Source organism: Scandinavium lactucae, assembly GCF_033843265.1.
Lineage (GTDB): Bacteria > Pseudomonadota > Gammaproteobacteria > Enterobacterales > Enterobacteriaceae > Scandinavium > Scandinavium lactucae.
In genome coordinates, this window is the sequence record NZ_JAWXRD010000005.1 from 17,238 (window position 1) to 42,032 (window position 24,795).

The window sequence follows — 24,795 nt, forward strand, 5'->3', positions numbered from 1 at the left end:
CCTCAGTTTTCCTTATTTATTGTTGTGTGTAATCGCGCGCGCCAAAAATGGCGGTACCGATGCGCACCATCGTGCTACCCGCCGCGATGGCGGCTTCCATATCGTCTGACATGCCCAGCGAGAGTGTGTCTACGGATGGATAGCGTGTTTTCAGCCGGGCAAATGCTACCGCCATTTGTTGGGCGACCGCAAATTGCCTTACATATTCTGACTCTGGGGCCGGAATGGCCATCAGTCCGCGCAGGCACAGGCCGGGTAAGGCGGCGACATCTGCCGCCAACGCGTCAACATCTTCTGGCGCAATACCGGATTTACTCGATTCATCGCTGATGTTGACCTGAATCAGCACGTTCAGCGGCGGCAGATTGGCCGGGCGCTGGTCGCTCAGTCGGCTGGCTATCCGCAGTCTGTCGACGGTATGGCACCAGTCGAAATGCTCGGCCACCAGTCGGCTTTTATTCGACTGCAACGGGCCGATAAAGTGCCACTGCAGACCGTTTTGTCCCGCGTCCTGAAAATAGCGGATCTTTTCTACCCCTTCCTGAACGTAGTTTTCACCAAAGGCGCGTTGGCCCGCAGCGATAGCTTCTTCGATAGCGCTCGCAGGTTTTGTTTTACTCACTGCAAGCAATGTAACTTCTTCTGGAGCACGGCCGCAAAGGGCGACAGCGGCTGAGATTTTGTCCCTGACCTGTGCCAGGTTATGCGCAATGTCGTTCATTTTCAGGGTGATAATATGGATATGCAGGAAATGGTGGCCTTTAGTGTAAAGCATAATGTCTCGGATCTACACCTGTGCAACGACGGCGCGGTGCGCTGGCGGCGACAGGGCCGTCTCGAACCTGCCCCGTTTAGTGCTCCCGCGCCGGAGCAACTGTTGCAGTGCTGGCTCAGTAAAGCGGCATTTGCAGCCTGGGAACAGGACCATCAGTGCGACTTTGCCGTGCAAACCGACGGCGGGACGCGCCTGCGTGCCAGTGCATTTCGACATACGGACGGTATTTCGCTGGTCTTGCGCCTGCTACCGAAAAGTTGTCCGCAGCTTAATGAGCTTGGCGTGCCGTCCGCACTTAACGAATTGCTGAACGAAGAGAGTGGATTGATTCTGGTAACGGGGGCCACTGGCAGTGGCAAATCCACCACCCTGGCGGCAATGGTTGACAGCCTCAACCATCGGCGTGATGGGCATATCCTGACCCTGGAAGACCCGGTGGAATTTGTACATCACAGCGTGCGGTGTCTTATCCATCAGCGCGAAGTGGGGGCGCACTGCGATTCGTTTTCCTCGGCACTGCGGGTGGCATTGCGCCAGGATCCTGACGTCATCCTGCTCGGTGAACTGCGTGACACCGAAACGATTCGCCTGGCGTTGACCGCGGCAGAAACCGGGCATCTGGTTCTGTCGACGCTGCATACGCGAGGGGCGGCGCAGGCTATCGAACGGCTGGTGGACGTTTTCCCTGCTGGCGAAAAAGAGCAGGTGCGTAGTCAACTGTCCGGCAGCCTGTGCGCGGTGTTGGCACAAAAACTATTGCCAGACAAACAGGATGGGCGAGTCGCGCTGTATGAACTGCTGGTGAACACGCCTGCGGTAGGTAGCCTGATCCGCGAAGGGAAAACCCATCAGCTGCCCGGGGTGTTGCAAACTGGACAGCAGGCAGGCATGCAGACCTTTGCGCAGAGCTATCAGCAGCGTCAGGCTGCGGGTCGTCTATAGCGAACGTTCAGCAATAAACTGTGAGAGATGTCACGATATTGAGTAATAAAAACTACAATGAGAAGAATATTGGGGCTTTATTTAGCATGACCATGAAATAGAAAACGTTTCAGGTGAAAGAATACTCAAATAACATTAATGTTAAATGGGTGTTGATAATAGGTCAGATTAATACAATTAACTTTTTACATACTCTTTTTATTTCTCAGCTATTCATGGAAAACGGTGATAATTTTTTGACACTTATCCAGCGTTCGTTCTATTCTGTAAACCATGGATAGGATTTATCTTATGAAATAATTTTTAATGTTTACGTTTGGTTTTTAACTATTTGACACATAAGTTGTGGCTTTTGACCCATTTAATCACCATGAAGGTGAGTCTCAACTACGGAGAGTTTTTTAAATGCTTGACGCATCAGAGCGCGCAGGGAAATCACGTCAGCTGCTTATTATCACCCATCCTTCTGTACAGGCTAATGCATTCGCAAATTATCTGTCTGATCTTCTCTCTGTTTTTGTGAGTGTGCATAACATTAGCAAGCCGCTGGTGCAGCGTTTGCCGCGCGGCACCGTGATCCTGTTTGATATTGCGGTATCAAATAAAAAGCTCAATGGGATCTGGCGGGATATTATCCAGTCGCAGATTGAAAATCCGCGCTTACTTATTATCAATACTGCACAAAAGTATGAGATCTACGAAATGGCCAAATGGCCAGCGCTGTACGGTGTATTTCGTCACGATGATTCCCAATCGCGCTTAATTGAGGGCATCAAAGCCGTGCTTCTCGGCGAACAGACGGCTGAATTGAGCGTGATGCACCCTGCGATGTATGCAGTGAAACATGCATCCGGCGATGCTGAAAATATTCCATTGACCGAACGCGAGTGTGAAATCCTCAATGAACTGCGTCATGGTTCTACGAATATGGATATCGCCAGAGCGTTATTTATTAGCGAGAATACGGTCAGAACGCACCTGTATAATGTTTTCCGCAAACTCAGCGTGAAAAACAGAACTCAGGCGGTGAGTTGGGTTAACGAGAATATGCGTCATTAGAACGCAGTTGCCCGGCGATGCGATGCTTGCCGGGTCTACGAAATCCAGTGAGTCTGTAAGCCTCGTGCAAATCAGAAACCCTGCTCGAAAAAGCTCTCCAGAATCACCACCGCTGAGGCGGAATCCACTTTACCCTTGTTCAGCGCCCGGTAGCCTCCGTGCTCGAACAAACCTGAGCGGGCTTCGACGGTGCTTAACCGCTCGTCGTGAAGGACTATTTTTACCCCAAAGCGACCATGAATTTTATTGGCAAAATTACGTGCGCGGGCGGTCAGCGACTGCTCGGTGCCATCCATGTTCAATGGCAGGCCGACGACCACCGCTTCCGGTTGCCACTCTTTGAGCAGTTTGGCGATAGCGTTCCAGTCCGGCGTACCGTCCTGCGCTTTCAACGCGCCGAGAGGACGGGCGGTGCCCGTCACGCGCTGTCCGATTGCTACGCCGATACTGCGCGTACCGAAGTCAAAACCGAGAAGTGTGCCACTCATTATGCGTGTCCCGCCACGCCGGGCATGGTCTGAATATCAATCCCAATCAGACGGGCAGCGTCACGCCAGCGATCGGCAATCGGCGTTTTGAATAAGATGTTGAGGTCAGCCGGGGCGGTAAGCCAGGCGTTATCCAGAATTTCCTGCTCAAGCTGGCCCTTCTCCCACGAGGAGTATCCCAGCGCCACCAGCACTTCTGATGGCTGTTCTGCGGTGCCGAGAGTTTCCAGCACGTCGCGAGACGTCGTTATCACCGTGTTGTCAGAAATACGGATGCTCGAGGAGAACGCCGACGGCGGGGTATGCAGGATAAAGCCGCGGTCTTCCGCCAGCGGGCCGCCCATCATCACCGGTTTATCGAGGCGAATATCCGGATCGCGTGGATCGGGGGTAATTTTCAGCTTGTCCAGAATCCCTTCAACCTTCAGATTTTCCATCGGTTTATTAATGATGATCCCCATCGCACCATCGTCATTGTATTCACAAATATAGATAACGGTGCGGCGAAACATCGGGTCCTGGAGAGCAGGCATGGCAATAAGAAAGTGGTGCTGTAAATTCATTGTCAGAGGTTCTGTTCCTGGTTTAAAAAGCATCAGCGGCCAGTATGCGGACAAACCACGGCGCTGTCGAGAGAAGGCGGGATTGCTCCCGCCTGAGAGGCGAATTATTTGCCCAGACGCTTTTCGATAGCGTCCATAAGCATACCGGTGATGGAGATGGGGAATTCAGCTTCGATTTCACGAATGCAGGTAGGGCTGGTGACGTTAATTTCCGTCAGGCGATCGCCGATGATGTCGAGGCCGACGAAAATCAGACCTTTTTCTTTCAACGTCGGGGCCACTTTACGGGCGATTTCCCAGTCGCTTTCAGACAGCGGACGCGGTTCGCCACGGCCACCGGCGGCTAAGTTACCGCGGGTTTCGCCGCCCTGCGGGATACGCGCCAGGCAGTAAGGCACCGGTTCGCCGTCAACCACCAACACGCGCTTGTCGCCGTCTTTGATCGCCGGAATGTAGTTCTGCGCCATGCAATAACGATTGCCAAGCTCGGTCAAGGTTTCAGCGATGACGCCCAGGTTCGGGTCGCCTTGCTTCACGCGGAAAATCGATGCGCCGCCCATGCCGTCCAGCGGCTTGAGGATGATGTCACCGTGTTTTTCCCAGAAGGCTTTTAGCTGCGCCTTGTTACGGGTCACCAGCGTTTCCGGCGTCAGGTCAGCAAACCAGGCGGTGAACAGCTTTTCGTTACAGTCGCGCAGGCTTTGCGGTTTGTTGACGATAAGCGTGCCTTTTTCTTCTGCGCGCTCAAGGATATAGGTCGCGTAGATGTATTCAGTATCGAACGGGGGATCCTTACGCATCAGGATAACGTCGAGGTCGGCCAGCGCCAGATCCTGTTCGCCGTTGAAGGTGTACCAGCCGTCATAGTTCTGCTCAACGCTCAGCAGACGTGTTTGCGCGCGTGCTTCACCGTTGTTCAGATAGAGATCGTTCATCTCCATATAGTGGAGTTCGTAACCACGACGCTGCGCTTCCAGCAGCATAGCGAAGCTGGAATCTTTCTTGATGTTGATCTTCGCAATGGGGTCCATCACGATGCCGAGCTTGATCATTGTTCTTCTCCATTAAAAAAGCTGGCTACAAGGTGTTATCGTTGCAGGCAGTCTGGGTGCGGACAGCGCGCAATATTTGTAGCGTACATTAGTACGTGAAAATGTGAGCACTGCCCAACGCCAGAATGGCAAAAAAGACAGCCTTGTAGCAGTTTTTAGCCCAGATCGCCAAAACGCACCTGAAGCGCGGTAATGGCGGTGAGCGCAGTGGTCTCAGTACGCAGAACGCGAGGTCCTAACAGAATATCAGTAAACGCATAGCGGGCGGTCATGGCAATTTCGTCTGCCGATAATCCGCCTTCCGGGCCGATGAGCAGGCGCACACGTTCTACCGGCTGCGGTAACGTGTTGATGCTGGCGCTGGCTCGCGGGTGCAGATTGAGCTTCAGACCCTGGTCTTCCTCTGCGCACCAGGCTTCCAGATCCATCGCCGGGCGAATTTCCGGGATAACGTTACGACCAGACTGTTCGCAGGCGGCGACGGCGATTTTCTGCCACTGCTGGAGCTTCTTGTTCAGACGTTCAGTATCCAGTTTAACGCCGCAGCGCTCGGAAAAGAGTGGCGTAATGAGGCTTACACCGAGTTCGATCGATTTCTGAATGGTAAATTCCATCTTTTCACCGCGCGACATCACCTGACCGAGGTGAATGTGCAGCGGCGATTCGCGGTCGTCGGTTTCAGCGCTCAGCACATTGACCCGCACGCTCTTTTTATCCGCCTGAATAATTTCGGCTTCAAAGACCTGATTGCTGCCGTCAAACAGCTGAATGGCCTGGCCCGCACCCATGCGCAGCACGCGGCCCACGTGGTTGGCGGCGTCTTCGCTCAGGGCAATCTGACTGCCAGCGGTAATAAACTCAGGGTGATAAATGCGGGGAATGCGCATAGTCTCAGGATTTCCGAATATCAGTTAACATTTGACGCTAGTGTAGGGTAGCTCTTTTGCGCCTGGCAAGCCTGCTGGACGTAAGGGTTGTGATTCCCCTGGATAGCAGCGATGCGTTGGTCGCGCTTACACTCCCAGGCGGTTACCGGATATTGCTTATTCCATGCGGTGAACAGCTGGGTTTGCTGGCGTGAGAGAGACAGCTTGTACTGGTCGCGCATATAGAAGTAGGTGCGGGCGATGGCACCGCGGGCGCGCTCAGGTGGCTCGGCGACTTTGTCTTTGAAATCAACTTTCATCGAACATTGACCGTACTGACCTTCACCGCCGTTCCACTGGCTGTACATAAAGTTATTCCGGTCGCCGTTAACCTCACCTACGGCGGGTTGCAGGTTATGCATGTCGCTTTCAATCTTGCGATAGACCGGGTCTTTGGCGCAGTTTTTCCGTCCGCCGTCCTGCCAGCATTGCAGCAGGTGTCCGAACTGCCAGGCGGGCATCACATGTTCCCATTCGACGCGGCTGGCGCGGGTTTCATTTTTACGTACTTTATAGCCGCATGATTCCAGGTCGATAACGCCTTTCTTGCCTTGCCAGTTGATTTTACAACCGCAGTAGAAATCACCGGGAACGTCAGCGTTGACCTTTACACCAGCGGCTTTTGCCTGGGAAAAACTGTTAATACCGTCGGCCAGAGCCTGGCCAGAAAGGACGCTGGTAACAAATGCCAGCGCCAGAATAGATTTACGGGACATCACGAACTCCGTGTCAAAACGAGCCCGCAACGTAGCGAATGCTGTTGTCAGATGCAATCAGTCAGATCAGAAAACTTCCAGTTAATTCCGCAGGTTACTTTTCCGCCACCAGCGGTGTACCGCAATGCACGCAGCGATAAACCGCCTCGCCGCGCAGGACGCGATTATGACGACGGACGGTGAGCTGATGCTGCTGGCAACCGCAGCGATACGGGAAGGTATTTTTGCGCACGGATTCCAGCTCGAACTGATGTGTGCGGCGAGCGGGGACGCCCAGTACGCTCTCCATCATCCACTTCCACTCTTTACCGTGAGGAGCCACGCGGCCAAAGCGTTTCCACACCAGCAGATGCGCCAGCTCGTGCGGCACCACTTCCTCGATGAACGCCTGCTGATTTTCCATGAGCAGCACCGGGTTAAGGCGGATTTCGTAGCTCTCAAGCCAGGCGGTGCCCGCCGAGGTGCCGCGCTGTTGCCACGTCAGTTTCGGTTCGGGATAGTCGCGTCCAAGCTTGAGATTCGCCAGGGCGAGTTTTTCCCGCAGGCTGCGCATAACGGCTTGCTGAACGGCGATGGGGAGGCGAGGGGTCTTCATAGCGCAAAAGGATAAAGCGGGGAAACGGGGAGTGCAAGAGAAGGCTTCCCTCCAGGGGGAGGGAAGCCTGAAACTTAGTTCTGTGCGCCAATCTCGCGCAGCGGACGGCCTTTCATCAGGTTGCGTTCGATGTGCTCCAGTGACACGTGTTTTGTTTCTGGCACCAGCCACAGCGTCAGGACGATGAAGAACAGGTTCAGCGCACCGTAGACCCAGAAAGTATTGGCATTGCCGAGCGTATTCAGCATGGTCAGGAACGTTGCCCCGACGATCATGTTGGCAATCCAGTTGGTCGCGGTAGAGCAGGTGATACCAAAATCACGCCCCTTCAGCGGCTGAATTTCAGAACACAGGACCCAAATCAGCGGCCCGGCGCTCATTGCAAAACCAACGATAAACATCAGCAGCATACCAACCGCGACGTACTGCGCACTCGGGGAGTGGATCCCGTTATGCATCATGGTACCCAGCACGCCCATACCGGCTGCCATCACCAAGAAGCCCAGCACCAGCGTCGGTTTACGACCCCATCTGTCCACCAGACCGATAGCAATGAAGGTCGCCAGCACGTTGGTCAGGCCGACAATGACCGTGCCCCACATCTGTTCAGTGGTATTGGTATAACCCGCCAGTTCGAAGATTTTCGGCGCGTAATACATGATGACGTTCATCCCGGTGAACTGCTGCATGACCTGCAACAGCACGCCAAGGAACACCGCCCGACGGAAGTTGCTGTTGTCTTTAAACAGCGCCCAACCAGACTGTTTAACTTTCAGGCTTTCGCGGATCTCTTCCAGCTCGTTTTTCGCTTCAGCGCTGGTGTCACGCAGGCGTTGCAGGACGCGCTCTGCATCGTTGAAGCGACGTTTCGCCGCATACCAGCGCGGGCTGTCCGGCAGGAAAAACACCCCAATCAGCAGCAGCACCGCCGGGATGATGATAACCCCAAGCATCCAGCGCCAGGCACCGCTATAGCTGAAGGCGGTATCAGACAGATAGGCCGCGAGAATACCGATGGTTATCATCAGCTGATACATAGAAATCATGCTGCCGCGAATTTTTTCCGGCGCGATTTCAGACAGATACAGCGGGGCGGTATACGACGCCACGCCGACCGCGAGGCCGAGCAGTACGCGAGACATCAGCAGCACTTCGACGTTCGGTGCCGCGGCGGAGCACAGCGAACCGAGCACGAACAGGACGGCACCGATCATCAGGCTTTTTTTACGGCCAAGACGGTAGGAGAGCCAGCCACTGCCCACGGCACCGACAGCGGCACCAAACATCATTGAGCTTACGACCCATTCCTGGGTGTGTGAGTCAATCTGGAAATCATGGGCGATAAACGGCAACGCGCCGGCAATCACACCGATATCAAGGCCGAACAGTAATCCCGCCAGTGCCGCGAGAAAACAGACAAAAAACGTAATTGCCTTGTTGGAATATCCCTGTTTTTTATTGTCAGGCATTATGCCCTCCAGTTGGATTATCAGTTTTATCAATGTAAAGGTTAGGTTAGGCGTGCGTAAAAATATGTGAGATAAATCACATAGGTGTAATCGGTTACACAAGTGTCATGTTGTGTAAATTAAATTTAGTATTGCATATCAGTGAGATGGCTGTGATTTTTTGGCTGCAAAAAATACAAATTTAAGAGTTAACTGAAATGGAATGTAACAGCAGACAATATGGCTTCATGCAAAGCGATTAATCTTAAAATCACCAGATAACATCAGTGTAATCGCTTTCATTCTGGGGCTGGCGGATGGTAATCAGTATAGACGGTTTGTGAAAAAGGTTCGGAGGATAGTGCGGGCAGAAAAGCAAAAGGCCAGCACGTGGCTGGCCTTAAGAGCGTTAAAGCAGCGGTTTATTTCAGACCGGCAGCTTCGCGCAGCAGAGCGGCTTTGTCGGTTTTTTCCCAAGGGAAATGTTCGCGACCAAAGTGACCGTATGCTGCGGTTTCTTTGTAGATCGGGTGCAGCAGATCCAGCATCTGAATCAGGCCGTATGGACGCAGGTCGAAGAACTCGCGTACCAGCAGGGTCAGTTGCTCGGTCGGGACTTTTTCAGTGCCGAAGGTTTCAACCATGATAGAGGTTGGCTCTGCCACGCCGATAGCGTAGGAAACCTGAATCTCACAGCGATCGGCCAGGCCTGCTGCGACGATGTTTTTCGCAACATAACGCGCCGCGTATGCCGCTGAACGGTCAACTTTAGACGGATCTTTACCGGAGAATGCGCCGCCACCGTGACGTGCCATGCCGCCGTAGGTATCAACGATAATCTTACGACCGGTCAGGCCGCAGTCGCCCATTGGGCCACCGATAACGAAACGGCCAGTTGGGTTGATGAAGAATTTGGTCGCGCTGTTCAGCCATTCGGTTGGCAGAACTGGCTTGATGATCTCTTCCATCACCGCTTCTTGCAGGGTTTTCTGTGAGACATCTTCAGCGTGCTGAGTCGACAGAACGACGGCATCGATGCCGACAATTTTGCCGTCGTCATACTGGAAAGTGACCTGGCTTTTCGCATCCGGACGCAGCCATGGCAGCGCGCCATTTTTACGCACTTCAGCCTGACGCTGCACCAGACGGTGTGCGTAGGTAATTGGCGCTGGCATCAGCACATCGGTTTCATTAGTGGCATAGCCAAACATCAGGCCCTGGTCGCCCGCACCCTGTTCCAGTGGATCGGCACGGTCAACGCCCTGGTTGATATCCGGAGACTGCTTACCAATTGCGCTCAGTACCGCGCAAGAGTTGGCATCAAAGCCCATATCAGAATGCACATAGCCAATCTCGCGAACCGTGTTGCGGGTGATCTCTTCGATATCGACCCACGCGCTGGTTGTGATTTCACCCCCGACCAGAACCATCCCGGTTTTGACGTAAGTTTCACATGCAACACGGGCCTTCGGATCCTGCTCGAGGATTGCATCAAGCACCGCATCGGAGATTTGGTCAGCAATTTTGTCTGGATGCCCTTCAGATACGGACTCGGACGTAAAGAGGTGTTTTGCCATGTTTTATTTCACCTGGAAAGAATAAGGTTTGCTCAAACTGTTGACGATTAAGACTTTGATGGACGTTTCGACCAAAGGCTGCAGGTAAACACACCAACAGTCTGGGTGTTAATCAGTATAGATGGATTAACATCTGGACGGCTATTTTAGGTCAGATATTCGCCCGATTTCCAGTTTTTTTTGAGATGTGTCTCATCTGGAGGTCATTTGAGCTGGAAATTTTTCCTGACAGCGGTGGAAGAGTGCGCATTTTTATTTTGCATTTTACCCCGGTTCTCGGTATAAAACGCCGCGCGCGGCTCACACCAAAAAGCGCACGATGGATTCTCTCGTGTCGCCACTTCCAGCCGGGTTAAGCAGTGTAATTTTTGGCTTTGGCTTGTCGCTGGTCCCGAGGGGTTGGCGTGGAGGTGATACGACATAATGAACCAACGTTTTTTGCAGACTCAGTCATGCCACTCAGGCGTGCGTCTTTACCCCGCTACTTCTCTCCCTTCGCAATTTACTTGCCGAAGTTACTCCCATTTGGGCACATCTCAGGACTCCAGAGCCGGCAAGGCGCTGTGATGACGGGACTTGGGCGCTCCTGTTCGTAAGGGGTTTTCTCGTGGTTTCTCCGGTGGTCCTACAAACCCCGGGTCTATGTTTTACAATGATATGAACAAGAAACCGGTCGCGCAGGCGGACGTTCAGCATACTCTGCTGAAACACACGGCTGTTTATGGGTTGTTATCGCTTATTAACATTGCGATAGTAGTCAACTGTTTTACACTTTCGACAACTTTTGAGGTTCGCTATGTCTGACGACATGTCTTTTTCTTCCCCTTCGTCAGCCGGCGAACAGGGTGTACTACGTTCCATGCAGGAGGTGGCAATGAGCTCTCAGGAAGCCAGCAAGATGCTTCGGACTTACAACATTGCCTGGTGGGGCAATAACTACTACGACGTCAACGAGCTGGGTCATATCAGCGTTTGCCCGGATCCCGATGTGCCAGACGCACGCGTTGATCTCGCCAAGCTGGTCAAAGCCCGTGAAGCGCAAGGCCAGCGACTGCCTGCACTGTTCTGCTTCCCGCAGATCCTGCAACATCGCCTGCGTTCGATTAACGCCGCCTTTAAACGTGCCCGTGAATCCTACGGCTATAACGGTGACTATTTCCTGGTCTACCCGATCAAGGTAAACCAGCATCGCCGCGTAATTGAATCCCTTATCCATTCTGGCGAACCGCTGGGTCTGGAAGCCGGTTCGAAAGCCGAACTGATGGCGGTCCTGGCGCACGCCGGAATGACCCGCAGCGTGATCGTCTGTAACGGTTATAAAGACCGTGAATATATCCGCCTGGCGCTGATCGGCGAGAAGATGGGCCACAAGGTTTATCTGGTCATCGAGAAGATGTCTGAGATTGCCCTGGTGTTGGAAGAAGCCGAGCGTCTGAACGTTACCCCGCGCCTTGGCGTGCGTGCGCGTCTGGCCTCGCAGGGCTCCGGTAAATGGCAGTCTTCCGGCGGTGAAAAATCCAAGTTCGGTCTGGCGGCAACGCAGGTTCTGCAACTGGTCGAAACCCTGCGCGAATGCGGGCGTCTGGAAAGCCTCCAGCTGCTGCACTTCCACCTCGGTTCACAGATGGCAAACATTCGCGATATCGCCACCGGGGTGCGTGAATCTTCCCGTTTCTACGTTGAGCTGCACAAACTGGGTGTCAATATTCAGTGCTTTGATGTCGGCGGCGGCCTGGGCGTCGATTATGAAGGCACCCGCTCGCAGTCTGACTGCTCGGTGAACTACGGCCTGAACGAATACGCCAACAACATCATCTGGGCGATTGGCGATGCCTGTGAAGAGAACGGCCTGCCGCATCCGACGGTCATTACCGAGTCGGGACGTGCGGTCACCGCGCACCATACGGTGCTGGTGTCGAACATCATCGGCGTGGAGCGCAACGAATACACCACCCCGGTAGCTCCGGCTGCAGATGCCCAGCGCGCGCTGCAAAGCATGTGGGAAACCTGGCAGGAAATGCACGAGCCGGGCGGACGGCGTTCGCTGCGTGAATGGTTGCACGACAGCCAGATGGATCTGCATGACATTCACATCGGTTACTCCTCCGGCACCTTTAATTTGCAAGAGCGTGCCTGGGCGGAACAGCTTTACCTAAGCATGTGTCATGAGGTGCAGAAACAGCTCGACCCGAGCAACCGCGCGCATCGCCCGATTATCGATGAGCTGCAGGAACGTATGGCGGACAAAATGTACGTCAACTTCTCGCTGTTCCAGTCGATGCCGGATGCGTGGGGTATCGATCAGCTGTTCCCGGTTTTGCCTTTAGAAGGCCTGAATCAGGTGCCGGAACGCCGCGCGGTGCTGCTGGATATCACCTGTGACTCAGACGGGGCTATCGATCACTATATTGATGGTGATGGGATCGCCACCACCATGCCGATGCCAGAATACGATCCGGAGAACCCGCCGATGCTGGGCTTCTTTATGGTCGGTGCCTATCAGGAAATCCTCGGCAACATGCACAACCTGTTCGGTGATACCGAAGCGGTGGACGTGTTTGTCTTCCCTGACGGCAGCGTGGAAGTCGAGCTATCCGACGAAGGCGATACCGTGGCGGATATGCTGGAATACGTTCAGTTGGATCCGAAAAAACTGCTGCTCCAGTTCCGTGACCAGGTTAAACAGACCGATCTTGACGATGCGCTGCAGCAGCAGTTCCTCGAAGAGTTTGAAGCGGGCCTGTACGGTTACACGTACCTGGAAGACGAGTAAGACGGGGTACTTGACCCGGTCAGGATTTTGGCGATAATTCGCTCTAATAAGCAGTAACACCAATCGATCCCTTCCTCGTCGGGCCTAACGACGCGGAGGGGATTTTTTTTCATCTTTTTTTCATACACGACGGTTTAAGAGGTCATCTCCATGAGCACTTTGGGTCATCAGTACGACAACTCTCTGGTATCTAATGCCTTTGGTTTTTTACGTCTGCCGCTGAACTTCCAGCCATACGACAGCGATGCTGACTGGGTTATCACCGGTGTGCCGTTTGATGCGGCAACGTCTGGCCGAGCAGGGGGTCGTCATGGCCCGGCCGCTATCCGTCAGGTATCCACCAACCTGGCGTGGGAGCACAACCGCTTCCCGTGGAACTTCGACATGCGTGAACGCCTGAATGTCGTGGACTGCGGCGACCTGGTTTACGCCTTCGGCGATGCCCGTGACATGAGCGAGAAGCTGCAGGCGCATGCGGAACAGCTGCTGGCAGCCGGGAAACGCATGCTCTCCTTCGGCGGTGACCACTTCGTGACCCTGCCGCTGCTGCGCGCGCACGCCAAGCATTTCGGTAAAATGGCGCTGGTGCATTTCGATGCCCACACCGATACCTACGCCAACGGCTGCGAGTTTGACCACGGCACCATGTTCTTTACCGCTCCTAAAGAAGGCCTGATCGACCCGAATCACTCCGTGCAGATTGGTATTCGTACCGAGTTTGATAAAGACAACGGTTTCACCGTGCTGGATGCAGGACAAGTCAACGATCGTGGCGTGGACGATATTCTGGCGCAGGTGAAGCAGATTGTGGGCGACATGCCGGTGTACCTGACCTTTGATATCGACTGCCTGGATCCGGCATTTGCTCCGGGGACCGGGACGCCGGTGATCGGCGGTCTGACCTCCGATCGTGCGATCAAACTGGTTCGTGGTCTGAAAGACCTGAATATCGTGGGGATGGACGTTGTGGAAGTGGCACCGGCTTACGATCAGTCGGAGATCACTGCATTAGCCGCGGCTACCCTCGCGCTCGAGATGCTGTATATCCAGGCAGCGAAGAAAGGCGAGTAATCGGGTGATTTTACCCTCTCTCAATGAGAGAGGGTAAATGAAGGGAAAAGGGCGCGAACCTTACTTAATCCCGTCCGCTTTCATGCGATCGCGGATATGCTGGGCACGCTCTTCGGATGCCGGGTGATCGTCAAGCATTGAGCTTTGACGACCGGCTTCCAGTTTGGCCAGTTTCTCAAAACTGGTGGCCAGACCCGCTGGGTTGATCCCACGTTTGCGCAACAGATCGTAAGAGTAGTCATCGGCTTCAGATTCCTGACGCTGGGAGAACTGCGCGTTCACCAGTTTCTCGCCTAAATCGCCCAGCTGTGACTGCGACAGACTGCCAATCATGCCGCCCGCAGAGGCCGCCGCCACGCGAAGCGCATTGGTGCTCAGCGCCACCTGCATACCTCTCTTCACATGGCCCAGCGCCACGTGCCCCATCTCGTGGCCAATCACCGCTTCGACTTCGTTGTCGGTCATCATATCCATCAGCCCGCTGTAGACGCGGATACAGCCGTTAGCCATCGCAAAGGCGTTCACGTCTTTGGTGACGTAAACCTTATAGTTTACCGGCTGACCATTGATGTTATCGCCCAGCGCTGAGGCAATGGTGTTCAGACGTTTGGCATAATCGCTGCCTGCAGCCGCGATGGTCGCTTTGCTGTCGAGCTCTTTACAGGACTGATCGCTCAAGGTCTTCACCTGCTCGTCGCTCAGGGTATACGCCTGGAAGGCCTCCGCCCCGGAACTCATCAGCCCGTTTGAATCCATATTCTGACAGCCCGCCAGAACGCTCGCCATCCCAAAGGCCAGTACCACAGAGTGCAGTTTCATCATTCATTTTCCATAATTATGGGTCGCCATTATCTGAAATATTCCGCTATTCAAAATACGGAATTTAGCCAAAGTATAAAGAAAATAACGACAAGGCTGCGAGAAGATTGCGCAACCTGCGAGCACAATCCAGAGATTTCCCAGGCACCGCGCGGATGCTCCATGTACATGCCTTGCCGCTTGGGTTACATTGTTGACACTTTTTTCCGGCGTAGCCTAAAACGCGCGGTCGTCAAGCCGTTTTGGCGTTGCCTTCAACAGTCCTTTTGGAGTCAAAATGTCCTCACGTAAAGAGCTTGCTAATGCTATTCGTGCGCTGAGCATGGACGCAGTACAGAAAGCCAAATCCGGCCACCCGGGTGCCCCGATGGGTATGGCTGACATTGCCGAAGTCCTGTGGCGTGATTTCCTGAACCACAATCCGCAAAATCCATCCTGGGCAGACCGTGACCGCTTCGTGCTGTCTAACGGCCATGGCTCCATGCTGATTTATAGCTTGTTGCATCTCTCTGGCTACGATCTGCCGATTGAAGAGCTGAAAAACTTCCGTCAGCTGCACTCCAAAACGCCGGGTCACCCGGAAGTGGGCTACACCGCTGGGGTAGAGACCACCACTGGCCCGCTGGGTCAGGGCATTGCGAACGCAGTCGGTATGGCTATCGCGGAAAAAACGCTGGCAGCACAGTTCAACCGTCCAGGTCACGACATCGTTGACCACTTCACCTACGCCTTCATGGGCGACGGCTGCATGATGGAAGGTATCTCCCACGAAGTGTGCTCCCTGGCGGGCACCCTGAAGCTGGGCAAACTGGTTGCATTCTACGACGACAACGGCATCTCCATTGATGGTCACGTTGAAGGCTGGTTCACTGACGATACTGCTAAGCGTTTCGAAGCGTACGGCTGGCACGTTGTGCGTGGCGTTGACGGCCACGATGCGGACGCCATCAAGCGTGCAGTAGAAGAAGCGCGTGCCGTGACGGATAAACCGTCCCTGCTGATGTGCAAAACCATCATTGGTTTCGGTTCGCCGAACAAAGCCGGTACTCACGACTCCCACGGTGCGCCGCTGGGTGATGCAGAAATCGCACTGACCCGCGAAGCGCTTGGCTGGAAACACCCGGCATTTGAAATCCCGTCTGACATCTATGCGCAGTGGGATGCAAAAGAAGCCGGTCAGGTTAAAGAAGCCGCCTGGAACGAGAAGTTTGCGGCCTATGCCAAAGCCTTCCCTCAGGAAGCCGCTGAATTCACCCGTCGTATGAAAGGTGAAATGCCAGCTGATTTCGACGCGAAAGCGAACGAGTTCATTGTTAAACTGCAGGCGAACCCGTCCAAAATCGCTAGCCGCAAAGCGTCGCAGAATGCTATCGAAGCCTTCGGCCCGCTGCTGCCTGAATTCCTTGGCGGCTCCGCTGACCTGGCACCGTCTAACCTGACTATCTGGTCGGGTTCAAAAGCGATTAACGAAGATACCGCAGGTAACTACATCCATTACGGTGTACGTGAATTCGGTATGACCGCTATCGCCAACGGTATCTCTCTGCACGGTGGTTTCCTGCCGTACACCTCTACCTTCCTGATGTTCGTAGAATATGCCCGTAACGCAGTGCGTATGGCTGCGCTGATGAAACAGCGTCAGGTGATGGTCTATACCCACGACTCTATCGGTCTGGGTGAAGATGGCCCAACTCACCAGCCGGTGGAGCAGGTTGCTTCTCTGCGCGTAACTCCGAACATGTCCACCTGGCGTCCATGTGACCAGGTTGAATCGGCGGTGGCGTGGAAATACGGCGTTGAGCGTCAGGATGGCCCAACCGCGCTTATCCTCTCTCGTCAGAACCTGGCCCAGCAGGAACGTACCGAAGCGCAGCTGGCGAACATCGCTCGCGGTGGCTACGTATTGAAAGACTGCGACGGTCAGCCACAGCTGATTTTCATCGCTACCGGTTCTGAAGTTGAACTGGCGGTTGCGGCATGGGATCAGCTGTCTGCTGAAGGCGTTAAGGCTCGCGTGGTGTCCATGCCGTCTACCGACGCATTCGACAAGCAGGATGCGGCATACCGTGAATCCGTACTGCCGAAAGCCGTTTCTGCCCGTGTGGCCATCGAAGCGGGTATCGCCGATTACTGGTTCAAATATGTTGGCCTGAACGGCGCTATCGTCGGCATGACCACCTTCGGCGAATCTGCTCCGGCAGAACTGCTGTTCGAAGAGTTTGGCTTCACCGTAGCGAACGTGGTCGCGAAAGCGAAAGAACTGCTGTAATCCTTCTCTGTTATTGTTAACGGAGAACTTCAAACGGGTCGCATTGGCGGCCCGTTTTTAATTTGAATGGTAACTGTTTGGTTTTAAGTGAACGTATTCATTCCTGCTTGAGACTCACTGATTAAGGGAGGGGCTGGTTGGGGTGTGAAAGTATTTTCCCTGCCGGCTTGACGTTGACGGAACAGGGGGGTTATCGCGTCGTTTACCCGACAATAAAGGGGAATGGCGGTGAATGAGAATCAGGGGGAAATTATTCTTATTTTTCACCAGAGGCCACTGAAAAATGTGACGCAGATCAGATAACTGTTTTCTGTCATGGGTCACGGATTCCCTTTATTCCATGTTTCGCTTACTCTAGCTGAAGCGTTTCAGTCGATTAAATGTTCGACAAATAATCAATCAGTCGCAGTTTGCGACAGCAAGCATTCCCTTCCAGGTGAGGCTGGATTACGCTCTCAGCCACACACTTCAGGGATAGTCTTGCAGGAGACCTATGACCGTACGCGTAGCGATTAATGGCTTCGGTCGCATTGGACGTAACGTGGTTCGTGCTTTATATGAATCCGGGCGTCGTGCGGAGATTACCGTGGTGGCAATCAATGAACTGGCGGATGCTGCGGGCATCGCGCATTTGTTGAAATATGACACCAGCCATGGGCGCTTTGCCTGGGATGTTCGCCAGGAGCGGGAACAGTTGTTCGTCGGCGATGATGCCATTCGACTGCTGCATGAGCCGTCGATTGAGGCACTACCGTGGCGTGAACTGGGCGTTGATGTGGTTCTCGACTGCACCGGCGTATACGGCACGCGTGCGGATGGCGAAGCCCATCTGGCCGCGGGCGCAGAGAAAGTGCTCTTTTCACATCCTGGCAGCAACGATATTGACGCGACGGTCGTCTACGGCGTCAATCATCATGAATTGCAGAGCGAACACCGCATTGTCTCCAATGCATCCTGCACCACCAACTGCATCATCCCTGTCATTAAACTGTTAGACGATGCCTGGGGTATCGAATCGGGTACCGTGACAACTATCCATTCGGCGATGCACGATCAGCAGGTTATTGATGCTTATCATCCCGACCTGCGTCGCACCCGGGCAGCCAGCCAGTCGATTATTCCAGTCGATACCAAACTGGCGGCGGGCATCACCCGAATTTTCCCGCAGTTTAATGACCGTTTTGAAGCCATTGCGGTGCGCGTACCGACCATAAACGTCACCGCAATCGACCTCAGCGTGACCGTGAAGCATCCGGTAAAAGCGTGTGAAGTCAACCTGTTGCTGCAAAAAGCGGCACAGGGAGCATTTCATGGTATAGTTGACTATACGGAATTACCGTTGGTCTCAATAGATTTTAACCACGATCCGCACAGTGCCATTGTTGATGGCACACAGACGCGGGTTAGTGGAGCGCATCTGATCAAAACGCTGGTCTGGTGCGACAATGAATGGGGTTTCGCTAACCGCATGCTCGACACAACGTTAGCGATGGCCGTTACAGGTTTCAGGTAAGGCGCTGTTGCGTCTACAAAACTTTAGAATCAATGAGAGGATTCACCATGTCTGTAATTAAGATGACCGATCTGGATCTGGCTGGTAAACGCGTTTTCATTCGTGCCGATCTGAACGTTCCGGTTAAAGATGGAAAAGTGACCAGCGATGCGCGTATCCGTGCTTCTCTGCCAACTATCGAACTGGCTCTGAAACAGGGCGCGAAAGTGATGGTTACATCTCACCTGGGTCGTCCGACCGAAGGCGAGTACAACGAAGAATTCTCTCTGCTGCCAGTTGTTAACTATCTGAAAGACAAACTGTCTAACCCGGTTCGTCTGGTTAAAGACTACCTGGACGGCGTTGAAGTGGCTGCCGGTGAGCTGGTGGTTCTGGAAAACGTTCGCTTTAACAAAGGCGAAAAGAAAGACGACGAAGCGCTGTCTAAGAAATACGCTGCACTGTGCGACGTATTCGTGATGGACGCATTCGGTACGGCGCACCGCGCGCAGGCTTCTACTCACGGTATCGGCAAGTTCGCTGACGTGGCGTGCGCAGGCCCGCTGCTGGCTGAAGAACTGTCCGCTCTGGGTAAAGCGCTGAAAGAACCTGCTCGTCCAATGGTGGCTATCGTTGGTGGTTCTAAAGTATCGACCAAACTGACCGTTCTGGACTCTCTGTCCAAAATTGCTGACCAGCTGATCGTCGGTGGTGGCATCGCCAACACCTTCGTCGCCGCTCAGGGCCACAACGTGGGCAAATCCCTGTACGAAGCTGACCTGGTTGACGAAGCAAAACGTCTGCTGACCACTTGCGATATCCCAGTCCCAACTGACGTTCGCGTGGCAACTGAGTTCTCCGAAACCGCAACCGCGACCCTGAAATCTGTTAACGACATCAAAGATGAAGAGCAGATCCTCGACCTGGGTGACGTTTCTGCACAGAAACTGGCTGAAATCCTGAAAAATGCCAAAACTATTCTGTGGAACGGTCCGGTTGGCGTATTCGAATTCCCTAACTTCCGTAAAGGGACTGAAATCGTGGCCAACGCTATCGCAGACAGCGAAGCGTTCTCCATCGCAGGCGGCGGCGACACGCTGGCTGCTATCGACCTGTTCGGCATTTCTGACAAAATCTCCTACATCTCCACTGGCGGTGGCGCGTTCCTCGAATTCGTGGAAGGCAAAGTTCTGCCAGCAGTAGCCATGCTCGAAGAGCGCGCTAAGAAGTAATTGTTCCGGGCAGGTTTTTCCTGCCCGTTGATTTATGACCGTTCCGAAAAAGCCGGGGCGGCGACATTCATTTTTTCCAAGGCCTACAGGACACATCAACATGTCTAAAATTTTTGATTTCGTAAAACCGGGCGTCATCACTGGCGACGACGTTCAGAAAGTTTTCCAGGTAGCGAAAGAAAACAACTTCGCACTGCCAGCGGTAAACTGTGTGGGTACTGACTCCATCAACGCCGTACTGGAAACTGCTGCAAAAGTTAAAGCGCCAGTTATCGTTCAGTTCTCTAACGGTGGCGCTGCGTTCATCGCGGGTAAAGGCGTGAAAACTGACGTGCCTCAGGGCGCTGCAATCCTGGGTGCTATCTCTGGTGCGCACCACGTACACCAGATGGCTGAACACTACGGTGTTCCAGTTATCCTGCACACTGACCACTGCGCGAAGAAACTGCTGCCGTGGATCGACGGTCTGCTGGACGCGGGTGAAAAACACTTTGCAGCGACCGGCAAACCTCTGTTCTCTTCCCACATGATCGACCTGTCTGAAGAGTCTCTGGAAGAGAACATCGAAATCTGCTCCAAATACCTGGCGCGCATGTCCAAAATGGGCATGACTCTGGAAATCGAACTGGGCTGCACCGGCGGCGAAGAAGATGGCGTTGATAACAGCCATATGGACGCGTCTGCGCTGTACACTCAGCCAGAAGACGTTGACTACGCGTACACCAAACTGAACGCGATCAGCCCACGTTTCACCATCGCGGCTTCCTTCGGTAACGTCCACGGTGTGTACAAGCCTGGCAACGTGGTTCTGACCCCGACTATCCTGCGTGATTCTCAGGAATACGTTTCCAAGAAACACAACCTGCCGCACAACAGCCTGAACTTCGTCTTCCACGGCGGTTCCGGTTCTTCTGCTCAGGAAATCAAAGACTCTGTAAGCTACGGTGTAGTTAAAATGAACATCGATACCGATACCCAATGGGCAACCTGGGACGGCATCCTGCAATACTACAAAACCAACGAAGCTTACCTGCAGGGCCAGCTGGGCAACCCGAAAGGCGAAGACCAGCCGAACAAGAAATACTACGATCCACGCGTATGGCTGCGTGCTGCTCAGTCCTCCATGATCACCCGTCTGGAGCAGGCATTCAAAGAACTGAACGCGGTTGACGTTCTGTAATTTTTGATAGCCATTTCTGCCCTAAGCCCGCTAATTAGCGGGCTTTTTTATTGTCTTTTCAACGGGATGATCTCGTTAAATTCTGTGATCTATTTGGCATTTCAGTCATTTCTTGTTTACCCTTAACGGACTGCTTTCTTGCAGGTTTGTCGAATTTTATTTCCCGCCAGGGTTGATATAAGGATTATCAGATGGAAGATTTGAACGTTGTCGGTAGTATCAATCACGCAGGCACGTGGCTGGTGCGCAATCAGGCGCTACTGCTGAGCTATGCGGTGAATATCGTCGCGGCTATCGCCATTATTATCGTCGGGATGATCGTAGCCCGGCTGATGTCCAACGCGGTGAACCGCGTGATGCGCGCCCGTCAGATTGATGCCACTGTGGCTGACTTCCTGTCGGCGATGCTGCGCTATGCGATTATTGCCTTCACGCTGATTGCCGCCTTGGGTCGCGTCGGGGTACAGACCGCATCGGTTATTGCCGTGCTCGGTGCCGCCGGTCTGGCCGTGGGTCTGGCCTTGCAGGGTTCGCTCTCCAACCTCGCCGCAGGCGTGCTGTTGGTGATGTTCCGTCCGTTCCGTGCCGGTGAGTACGTTGATCTGGGCGGCGTGGCCGGGACCGTGCTGAACGTGCAGATTTTCTCCACCACCATGCGTACGGTGGATGGTAAAATCGTGGTTATCCCGAACGGTAAAATTATCGCCGGGAACATCATCAATTTCTCCCGCGAGCCGGTGCGTCGTAACGAGTTTATTATCGGCGTGGCCTACGACTCAGACATCGATAAGGTTAAGCAACTGCTGACCAACATCATCGAGTCCGACGAGCGCATCATTAAAGACCGTGAAATGACCGTCCGCCTCAACGAGCTGGCACCTTCCTCGATGAATTTTGTGGTGCGTACCTGGAGCAAAAGCAGTGACCTGCAAAACGTTTACTGGGATGTGCTGGAGCGCGTGAAACGTGAGTTCGATGCCAACGGTATCAGCTTCCCGTATCCGCAAATGGACGTGAATTTCAAACGCGTGAAAGAGCAGTCAGAAGCGGCATAATTGCTCACTGGCCGCCGACAAAGCCCGCGAACGTGCGGGCTTCGTCATTTAAATACGGTTAATTCGCGCAATGTGAATAGATATGCATTTGCAAGAGATCTTCTTTCATTAGTTTGGTTAATAAGCTATTAGTATTATCCATTTCCGCTAATGTCTCCCCCGCGTTATAGTTTCGCCATCGACGACCCTTCAAGAGTAGAAATAGCGTGTTATCTTATTATTTTCAGGGGCTTGCCCTGGGCGCGGCCATGATCCTGCCGCTCGGGCCGCAAAATGCGTTTGTGATGAACCAGGGCATTCGCCGCCAGTATCACATCATGATTGCCTTCCTTTGCGCGCTGAGCGATATGCTGCTGATATGCGCCGGGGTGTTTGGCGGCAGCGCACTGCTGATGCAGTCCCCGTGGCTGATGGCGTTAGTGACCTGGGGCGGAGTAGCTTTCCTGCTGTGGTATGGCTTTGGCGCACTGAAAACGGCGATGGGCAGCAACCTGGAACTGGCCACGGCGGAGGTGATGAAGCAGGGACGCTGGAAGATTGTTGTCACTATGCTGGCGGTGACCTGGCTAAATCCGCATGTGTATCTGGACACCTTTGTGGTGCTCGGTAGCCTCGGCGGGCAACTGGGTGCCGAGCCGAAGCGCTGGTTTGCTCTCGGCACCGTGAGCGCGTCTTTCCTGTGGTTCTTTGGGCTGGCACTGCTGGCCGCCTGGCTGGCACCGCGTTTACGTACCGCCCGGGCCCAGCGGATCATTAACACCCTGGTCGGTCTGGTGATGTGGTTTATCGCCTTCCAACTGGCGAAAGAGGGTATCGCCCATCTCCATGCGCTGTTCAACTAAGTCTTCTCTTATGGACATTTAAGCGTCAGGCGCTAAGCTTGCTGGCATGCGCCCTGTTTTCGGGTGACCAGGTAACAAGGAGAAGCGACAATGAAGTTTAAAGTGATGGCCCTGGCGGCATTAGTTGGATTTAGCGCAATGTCGGTACAGGCGAATGAGTTGCCGAATGGCCCGCACATTGTTACCTCAGGCACGGCAAGCGTCGACGCTGCACCGGATATCGCGACGCTGGCGATTGAAGTCAACGTGGCCGCCAAAGATGCTGCCTCGGCGAAGAAGCAAGCCGACGATCGCGTGGCCCAGTATCTCTCTTTCCTTGAGCAAAACGGTGTCGCTAAGAAAGACATCAGTTCTGCCAATCTTCGTACTCAACCCGATTACGACTACCAGAACGGCAAAAGCATTCTGAAAGGCTACCGCGCAGTGCGTACCGTGGAGGTGACGCTGCGTCAGTTGGATAAGCTTAACTCGTTGCTGGATGGCGCTCTCAAGGCCGGTCTGAATGAAATCCGTTCCGTGTCGCTGGGCGTTGCGCAACCGGAAGAGTACAAAGATAAAGCGCGTAAGGCGGCGATTGATGACGCTGTACATCAGGCAAAAGAACTGGCGTCTGGCTTTAATGCCAAGCTTGGCCCGGTCTATAGCGTGCGCTATCACGTGTCCAACTATCAGCCAAGCCCGATGGTTCGCATGATGAAAGCTGACGCGGCGGCCGCGCCGTCAGCCCAGGAAACCTACGAGCAACCGACGATTCAATTCGACGATCAGGTTGATGTGGTATTCCAGCTTGAGCCAACGCAGGCTGAGCCGCAGAAGAAAGCGGAATAACGCAGAGAACGCGTGCTCTACAAATGAAAAGGCCGGGGAAACCCGGCCTTTTTCGATCAGTCCTGGCGCAACACTTTATGCCCGTATTCCAGCAACGCGTCGGTGACCCGACGCATCATCCGGCTTTCCGGTGCGAAGCGGTGCCAGTACAACATTCGTCGCTGGAACAGGCCTGGCGTCAGGTTGATAAGCTCGCCGCTGTCCAGTTCGCGCTCAATTTGCAGATGCGGGATCATACAGCAGGTGGTGCCCTGACGGGCCAGCTGCACGAAGGCTTCCGATGAGTTAACGATATGACACGGCACGCTGCCCGGCGGCAAATCGAAGTTCTGTTGCAGGAACGCCTGGTGCATATCATCCAGATGGTCGAAGGCCACCACCGGCGCTTTCAGCAGGGCAGAGCGCGTAACGCCATTCGGGAAGTAGCGTTGCGCAAACGACTTTGACGCAACGAAAAGATAATCAAGCGCGCCGAGTTGATCCACCAGACAGCTGGGCAGAGCCTGTGGCTGGATACTCACTGCGCCAACCACTTCGCCACGACGCAGACGTTCCTGAGTTCGGGTTTCGTCTTCGACCTGCAAATTTAAGCGAATAGGTGAGTCGGACAGCACTGTAGACAGCGCCGGTAATAGCCAGGTCGCCAGACTGTCGGCGTTGACCGCTAGCGACAGCAGCAGCGGTGTGGAACCGGTCTGCTCATCGCCCAGCCACTCTTCTTCTAACAGCTCAACCTGACGCAGCAGCGCCAGCAGCTTTTGTCCTTGCTCGGTCGGGCGGGGAGGTACGGTACGCACCAGTAAAGGCTGCCCGAACATATTTTCCAGTTGCTTAATACGCTGGGAGACGGCGGACTGGGTAATACACAGCTTTTGTGCGGCGCGTTCAAACCCGCGTTCCCGAATGACCGCATCCAATGCTTGTAGTGTTCTGTAGTCCGGACGTTTCATTGCTGTGGCTGACTCCTCATCGTTTATTACCCGCACTATGACATAAATTTACCTTTGATACAGGTCGAAATTGGGGCAGTACGCCCGGTGTCCACAAGGACATTTACACGGTGAATAGTCTATAATGCGCGGCATCCCATCAC

24 protein-coding genes are annotated in these 24,795 nt (G+C 54.0%); 13 read left to right on the forward strand and 11 right to left on the reverse strand.

Going from position 1 to position 24,795, the window contains the following annotated elements:
- Nucleotides 1-16: 16 nt before the first annotated feature.
- Nucleotides 17-721, reverse strand: a complete 705-nt coding sequence (locus SIK69_RS06090; RefSeq protein ID WP_319628763.1) for a YggS family pyridoxal phosphate-dependent enzyme — start codon at nucleotides 719-721, stop codon at nucleotides 17-19.
- A 15-nt stretch (nucleotides 722-736) separates the two neighbouring features.
- Here SIK69_RS06090 and SIK69_RS06095 point away from each other — a divergent pair, with 15 nt between their 5' ends.
- Both SIK69_RS06095 and SIK69_RS06100 read left to right on the forward strand, forming a co-directional pair.
- Nucleotides 737-1,717, forward strand: a complete 981-nt coding sequence (locus SIK69_RS06095) for a type IV pilus twitching motility protein PilT (protein WP_319785657.1) — start codon at nucleotides 737-739, stop codon at nucleotides 1,715-1,717.
- A 405-nt stretch (nucleotides 1,718-2,122) separates the two neighbouring features.
- Nucleotides 2,123-2,776 carry a LuxR C-terminal-related transcriptional regulator gene (locus SIK69_RS06100; RefSeq protein ID WP_319785658.1) on the forward strand — a complete coding sequence of 218 codons (654 nt, stop codon included), beginning with the start codon at nucleotides 2,123-2,125 and terminating at the stop codon, nucleotides 2,774-2,776.
- Nucleotides 2,777-2,847: 71 nt separating this feature from the next.
- Here the strand turns inward: SIK69_RS06100 and ruvX are convergent, their stop codons facing one another.
- From ruvX to metK, 8 genes are all read right to left on the reverse strand, one after another.
- Nucleotides 2,848-3,264, reverse strand: a complete 417-nt coding sequence (ruvX, locus tag SIK69_RS06105) for a Holliday junction resolvase RuvX (RefSeq protein WP_319628560.1) — start codon at nucleotides 3,262-3,264, stop codon at nucleotides 2,848-2,850.
- On the reverse strand, nucleotides 3,264-3,827 hold the full coding sequence (locus tag SIK69_RS06110) for a YqgE/AlgH family protein (protein ID WP_319628559.1): 564 nt from the start codon (nucleotides 3,825-3,827) through the stop codon (nucleotides 3,264-3,266). The genes ruvX and SIK69_RS06110 overlap by 1 nt, the downstream gene beginning before the upstream one ends.
- Nucleotides 3,828-3,931: 104 nt before the next feature.
- Nucleotides 3,932-4,879 carry a glutathione synthase gene (gene gshB, locus SIK69_RS06115; RefSeq protein WP_319628558.1) on the reverse strand — a complete coding sequence of 316 codons (948 nt, stop codon included), beginning with the start codon at nucleotides 4,877-4,879 and terminating at the stop codon, nucleotides 3,932-3,934.
- A 155-nt stretch (nucleotides 4,880-5,034) separates the two neighbouring features.
- A complete protein-coding gene (gene rsmE / locus SIK69_RS06120; protein ID WP_319628557.1) occupies nucleotides 5,035-5,766 on the reverse strand; it encodes a 16S rRNA (uracil(1498)-N(3))-methyltransferase in 732 nt (243 codons plus the stop codon).
- A 20-nt stretch (nucleotides 5,767-5,786) separates the two neighbouring features.
- Entirely contained in the window at nucleotides 5,787-6,521 is a 735-nt protein-coding gene (gene endA, locus SIK69_RS06125; RefSeq protein WP_319628556.1) for a deoxyribonuclease I, read from the reverse strand.
- Nucleotides 6,522-6,615: 94 nt separating this feature from the next.
- Nucleotides 6,616-7,116 (reverse strand): SprT family zinc-dependent metalloprotease, encoded by a 501-nt coding sequence (locus SIK69_RS06130; RefSeq protein ID WP_319628555.1) that lies wholly within the window; start codon nucleotides 7,114-7,116, stop codon nucleotides 6,616-6,618.
- A gap of 74 nt (nucleotides 7,117-7,190) precedes the next feature.
- Nucleotides 7,191-8,585 carry a sugar porter family MFS transporter gene (locus tag SIK69_RS06135; RefSeq protein WP_319628554.1) on the reverse strand — a complete coding sequence of 465 codons (1,395 nt, stop codon included), beginning with the start codon at nucleotides 8,583-8,585 and terminating at the stop codon, nucleotides 7,191-7,193.
- Between the two features lie 401 nt (nucleotides 8,586-8,986).
- The gene (gene metK / locus SIK69_RS06140; protein WP_319628553.1) at nucleotides 8,987-10,141 is read right to left on the reverse strand and encodes a methionine adenosyltransferase; all 1,155 of its coding nucleotides are present in this window, start codon (nucleotides 10,139-10,141) and stop codon (nucleotides 8,987-8,989) included.
- Nucleotides 10,142-10,564: 423 nt separating this feature from the next.
- On the opposite strand from metK, the gene yqgG reads away from it, so the two are divergent.
- From yqgG to speB, 4 genes are all read left to right on the forward strand, one after another.
- A complete protein-coding gene (gene yqgG / locus SIK69_RS22970; protein WP_445582677.1) occupies nucleotides 10,565-10,708 on the forward strand; it encodes a small protein YqgG in 144 nt (47 codons plus the stop codon).
- Between the two features lie 90 nt (nucleotides 10,709-10,798).
- Nucleotides 10,799-10,945, forward strand: a complete 147-nt coding sequence (gene yqgB / locus SIK69_RS06145; RefSeq protein WP_319785659.1) for an acid stress response protein YqgB — start codon at nucleotides 10,799-10,801, stop codon at nucleotides 10,943-10,945.
- Entirely contained in the window at nucleotides 10,938-12,914 is a 1,977-nt protein-coding gene (speA, locus tag SIK69_RS06150; RefSeq protein WP_319785660.1) for a biosynthetic arginine decarboxylase, read from the forward strand. The genes yqgB and speA overlap by 8 nt, the downstream gene beginning before the upstream one ends.
- Nucleotides 12,915-13,064: 150 nt before the next feature.
- Nucleotides 13,065-13,985: an agmatinase gene (gene speB, locus SIK69_RS06155; protein ID WP_319628550.1), complete on the forward strand. Its 921-nt coding sequence runs from the start codon at nucleotides 13,065-13,067 to the stop codon at nucleotides 13,983-13,985.
- A gap of 60 nt (nucleotides 13,986-14,045) precedes the next feature.
- On the opposite strand, the gene loiP is transcribed toward speB, so the two are convergent.
- Complete coding sequence (loiP, locus tag SIK69_RS06160; protein WP_319628762.1) at nucleotides 14,046-14,804, reverse strand: metalloprotease LoiP; 759 nt, start codon at nucleotides 14,802-14,804, stop codon at nucleotides 14,046-14,048.
- Nucleotides 14,805-15,081: 277 nt separating this feature from the next.
- Between loiP and tkt the strand changes: the two genes are divergently transcribed.
- The 7 genes from tkt (at nucleotide 15,082) to SIK69_RS06195 (ending at nucleotide 23,702) form a co-directional block, all read left to right on the forward strand.
- Nucleotides 15,082-17,073, forward strand: a complete 1,992-nt coding sequence (tkt, locus tag SIK69_RS06165; RefSeq protein WP_319785661.1) for a transketolase — start codon at nucleotides 15,082-15,084, stop codon at nucleotides 17,071-17,073.
- Nucleotides 17,074-17,566: 493 nt separating this feature from the next.
- Entirely contained in the window at nucleotides 17,567-18,586 is a 1,020-nt protein-coding gene (epd, locus tag SIK69_RS06170) for an erythrose-4-phosphate dehydrogenase (protein WP_319628548.1), read from the forward strand.
- Nucleotides 18,587-18,633: 47 nt separating this feature from the next.
- Nucleotides 18,634-19,797 (forward strand): phosphoglycerate kinase, encoded by a 1,164-nt coding sequence (gene pgk / locus SIK69_RS06175; protein ID WP_319785662.1) that lies wholly within the window; start codon nucleotides 18,634-18,636, stop codon nucleotides 19,795-19,797.
- Between the two features lie 100 nt (nucleotides 19,798-19,897).
- A complete protein-coding gene (fbaA, locus tag SIK69_RS06180) occupies nucleotides 19,898-20,977 on the forward strand; it encodes a class II fructose-bisphosphate aldolase (protein ID WP_319628546.1) in 1,080 nt (359 codons plus the stop codon).
- 191 nt (nucleotides 20,978-21,168) lie between these two features.
- On the forward strand, nucleotides 21,169-22,032 hold the full coding sequence (locus SIK69_RS06185; RefSeq protein WP_319628545.1) for a small-conductance mechanosensitive channel MscS: 864 nt from the start codon (nucleotides 21,169-21,171) through the stop codon (nucleotides 22,030-22,032).
- A 206-nt stretch (nucleotides 22,033-22,238) separates the two neighbouring features.
- The gene (gene argO, locus SIK69_RS06190) at nucleotides 22,239-22,874 is read left to right on the forward strand and encodes an arginine exporter ArgO (RefSeq protein WP_319785663.1); all 636 of its coding nucleotides are present in this window, start codon (nucleotides 22,239-22,241) and stop codon (nucleotides 22,872-22,874) included.
- 90 nt (nucleotides 22,875-22,964) lie between these two features.
- A complete protein-coding gene (locus SIK69_RS06195; RefSeq protein WP_319628543.1) occupies nucleotides 22,965-23,702 on the forward strand; it encodes an oxidative stress defense protein in 738 nt (245 codons plus the stop codon).
- A gap of 56 nt (nucleotides 23,703-23,758) precedes the next feature.
- Here SIK69_RS06195 and argP read toward each other — a convergent pair whose 3' ends face one another.
- On the reverse strand, nucleotides 23,759-24,652 hold the full coding sequence (argP, locus tag SIK69_RS06200; RefSeq protein ID WP_319628542.1) for a DNA-binding transcriptional regulator ArgP: 894 nt from the start codon (nucleotides 24,650-24,652) through the stop codon (nucleotides 23,759-23,761).
- Nucleotides 24,653-24,795 lie beyond the last annotated feature (143 nt).